This window comes from Paracoccus wurundjeri, from assembly GCF_030678915.1.
Classification (GTDB): Bacteria; Pseudomonadota; Alphaproteobacteria; order Rhodobacterales; family Rhodobacteraceae; genus Paracoccus; species Paracoccus onubensis_A.
The window spans coordinates 1-549 of the sequence record NZ_JAUUTZ010000067.1; the positions used below are offsets into that span (position 1 = coordinate 1).

1 protein-coding gene is annotated in these 549 nt (G+C 65.9%); it reads right to left on the minus strand.

Translation table 11 applies throughout. From position 1 onward, the window contains the following. Positions 1-453 (minus strand): IS66 family transposase (locus Q0601_RS24635; RefSeq protein ID WP_305292857.1); only part of this gene is annotated, 453 nt, incomplete at its 3' end. Positions 454-549 lie beyond the last annotated feature (96 nt).

A 549-nucleotide genomic window follows, 5' to 3' on the forward strand; every position in this document is an offset into this window, starting at 1 on the left:
GCGCCGCGTGACCAGCACACGGAACTGCGCAGGTATCACGTCCAGCCGTTCGGACACGTCTTCCCCGATCCTGGCCATCTCGCCGCATCCACAGGGGCAGAGCGTGCTGGCTGGATCGATCACGCGCTCGACCCGGGGCAGATGCGACGGCAGGTGGCCACGGTTGCGCTTGGGCTTGCGCGGCTCCTCACCACGCGCCCTTTGCATCGCCGCTTCGGCCTCCTCCTGCGCGGCCTCGAGCACACCCTGCGCAAATTCCGCATCTTCCAGGGGAAGGTTGAACTGGTCGGGCGAGAGCTTCTCGGAGCTTTTGCCGAACTTTTCGCGTTGCGCCGCGCGCAGGATATCCTGCAGCCGCCGATTGGCCTCCTGCGTCTCGGCCAACGTCGCCTCGACCTCGGCGAGGCGGGCTTTCAACAGGGCATTTTCGCGCGCAAAATCAGGGGTTTCCATGAGGGAAGTGAATCACAGGATGCCCTGTGAGGCCAGTAAAAACTGGCCTTTCGACGCAGCCTGCCAGTCACCCCGCCGCCAGCGGGCGCCGCGCCC